6 protein-coding genes are annotated in these 2,288 nt (G+C 30.5%); 1 reads left to right on the forward strand and 5 read right to left on the reverse strand.

Annotated elements, in window-relative coordinates; genetic code table 11:
• From M663_RS15105 to M663_RS0103010, 4 genes are all read right to left on the reverse strand, one after another.
• Positions 1–92 (reverse strand): DUF4406 domain-containing protein (locus M663_RS15105; RefSeq protein ID WP_337954489.1); only part of this gene is annotated, 92 nt, incomplete at its 3' end.
• A 35-nt stretch (positions 93–127) separates the two neighbouring features.
• Positions 128–310 carry a hypothetical protein gene (locus M663_RS15110; protein ID WP_273702601.1) on the reverse strand — a complete coding sequence of 61 codons (183 nt, stop codon included), beginning with the start codon at positions 308–310 and terminating at the stop codon, positions 128–130.
• Positions 307–432 (reverse strand): hypothetical protein, encoded by a 126-nt coding sequence (locus M663_RS15115; RefSeq protein WP_009052190.1) that lies wholly within the window; start codon positions 430–432, stop codon positions 307–309. Before M663_RS15115 ends, M663_RS15110 begins: the two co-directional genes overlap by 4 nt.
• A gap of 35 nt (positions 433–467) precedes the next feature.
• Positions 468–902 carry a hypothetical protein gene (locus M663_RS0103010; protein WP_009052189.1) on the reverse strand — a complete coding sequence of 145 codons (435 nt, stop codon included), beginning with the start codon at positions 900–902 and terminating at the stop codon, positions 468–470.
• Between the two features lie 308 nt (positions 903–1,210).
• Between M663_RS0103010 and M663_RS0103015 the strand changes: the two genes are divergently transcribed.
• Positions 1,211–1,687: an ABC transporter ATP-binding protein gene (locus tag M663_RS0103015; protein WP_273702602.1), complete on the forward strand. Its 477-nt coding sequence runs from the start codon at positions 1,211–1,213 to the stop codon at positions 1,685–1,687.
• 197 nt (positions 1,688–1,884) lie between these two features.
• Here M663_RS0103015 and M663_RS15120 read toward each other — a convergent pair whose 3' ends face one another.
• Complete coding sequence (locus tag M663_RS15120) at positions 1,885–2,214, reverse strand: hypothetical protein (RefSeq protein ID WP_273702603.1); 330 nt, start codon at positions 2,212–2,214, stop codon at positions 1,885–1,887.
• Positions 2,215–2,288 lie beyond the last annotated feature (74 nt).

The following is a 2,288-nucleotide window of genomic DNA, read 5'->3' on the forward strand; positions in this document are numbered from 1 at the left end:
TTAAAAAATCTCACTTTAATTCCTTCATTCTCTGCTGTTTTTACTTCCAATCTGCAGCCTTCACTGCTCTGCCAGTTACCAAACACCCACACCTCGTCGCACCGCTTTAGAACATCAGTACACAGCTTTAAAACTTCCCTTCTATCCTCCTCCTTTCTGTCATCATAAAATTCGCCAAATGCATGAACAGGAGAAATGGCACTACTTCTTTAAAGTTGTTCTTTATGAACCTAAAAATTTTGTAAAACTTAACCTTATTTGCTGAAGGATTAGCGCTGTAAGGATGACAAATATACACAAACTTACTCAATTTTGCACCTCCTTTAATATGCTTAAAATAAGTCCAATTAAAGCTCCCAAAACTATGCCAAAGAAAATACCGGCTGCTAGGCCGGCAGTGTAAAGCATATTCAAGTTTTCATCTCCTTCCATAAAAACACTCAATAAAATAGAAAAAACCGGGCTTATTAAACGCCCAGTTTTTTGCTTAGCTCTTTTATGCGGTTATCGTGATATACTGTCTTAACTGTTAGATTATTTACATCCAGCTGAAGCATGTCAATTTTTCCACTTATCTCATCAAGTTTTTCATGCAAAAGCTGTCTGTCATCGAATAATGCCCTTACTTTATCACTAATTTCGGTATCCATCTTAGTGCCTAACTTCTTTACATCGTCTTTTACTTCGTTTACTTCGCTTTTTAATCCGTGGATTTCTTCTTCTACCACTTTTAGTTTTTCTTCTACAATGCCAATTCTCTTTTCTACTACAGTCATTCTCTCTTCTATGGTACCTATTCGTCCTTCTACAGCACCTATTCTTTCTTCTACCACATCAAATCTGACATTAAAGTCATTATAAATTTTCTCTAAAAGTCCTAGAATTTTATCTTCATTATTCATAAATAATTCCTCCACCTGCTTTACATGGTTTTTAGATACGTTTTAACCATTAAAGTTTTATATTCTTGCTAACAGTTTTTATACACACTTTACTCGTTTTTTATGCTCTTGCTTTTATTTTATGATATTTTTAAAGGCAATTCAAGGTTTGATTTAACAATTTTTGCATGATATTTTTGCTACTTTAATTCTCTAAGATATATACCGAAAACACATATATGACAAAAAGTTACGTAAAGGAGGAACTACCACATGAAAGATTTGTGTACCCTTTTTAATCCGTTTCATCCATCTTAAGTAATAAAATAATGATTACAATTGTAGTTTTTCTTTTAATACTTTTATTTGTTGCCATTCACAGACTCGAGAATTTTTCTAACTATTTAAAGGAACAAGATAAAAGAGAAATAAGGAAAAATCTAAAACGTAAAATTAAGAAGATAAAAACAGGTAAATTAAAAAATAATGATGTAATACATTTTCTCATAATGCTAAGAGAAGAAAATAAAATAGTAAAAGAGACATTGGAAAACAGCAAAGAACCCACTCTTACAATGAATCTTGTAAATACCTCATTAGGGGGTATAGTAGGATACTACCTAGCTGATATTAAAAGTTATGAAGAAGCAAGGATTTCACCACTGATCTTCCTGCTTATTATATTTGCGATTTTGTACTCATATTTTATTTTAGATATTAATAAAGCGTCAAGATTGTATTTAATTGAACTATATAACTACCAAATCAGTTATGCTAATCGATTAATTAAAAGGTATTGGAAATAAATTGTGTCTTAATATTACTTCGTTTTTATTTGTTTCTATTTTTACTTTAAAAATTTTTTCTATATATTGTGTAGCTAAAAAAATTTCGTCATCTCTTATTAATAAGGCACCGCCGAGGTGTATTTCCTCTTTAGCTGTTACAGCTATTTTCTTCTTTAAATCTAAACAGATATCATTATTTTTCTCAATTTTTATTCTTATCTTATCTTTTTTTTTACAATATTTTCTTTTTTGATTCCGCTTGCCAATATTACAGCTTCAAGTGGTAAATAAATTTTTGAATCATAAATAAAAGGCGTTTCTTTGAGGTACACCCTTTTTGTAGATTGGCCTAAAATAAAATTTTCATTGCTGATAGGCCTTATTCCTATATCTGCAACATTAGAGTTAAGATAAAAGTAGCTTGGTGTAGGAGTAGTAAAAAAATACAACGTCCATATGACAAACAATAAGAAAGTAAGTGGAGCAACTATCGTAGCAATAGGATCTGTAATATTATCATAAAGCAATCCTTTTGTTTTTCTCATACGCTCACCTCTTTTTATTTTTCACTATGTAGATATTCTAAACTGTTTCAACACATTTTTATGTACATACACTG

Source organism: Thermoanaerobacter sp. A7A (genome assembly GCF_000445185.1).
Taxonomy (GTDB): domain Bacteria; phylum Bacillota; class Thermoanaerobacteria; order Thermoanaerobacterales; family Thermoanaerobacteraceae; genus Thermoanaerobacter.

Bases quoted from the DNA above. Each gene is read 5' to 3' on its own strand.
- M663_RS0103015 (WP_273702602.1), top strand. From the start codon at position 1,211: ATGATTACAATTGTAGTTTTTCTTTTAATACTTTTATTTGTTGCCATT.
- M663_RS15120 (WP_273702603.1), bottom strand. From the start codon at position 2,214: ATGAGAAAAACAAAAGGATTGCTTTATGATAATATTACAGATCCTATT.
- M663_RS0103010 (WP_009052189.1), bottom strand. From the start codon at position 902: ATGAATAATGAAGATAAAATTCTAGGACTTTTAGAGAAAATTTATAAT.
- M663_RS15115 (WP_009052190.1), bottom strand. From the start codon at position 432: ATGGAAGGAGATGAAAACTTGAATATGCTTTACACTGCCGGCCTAGCA.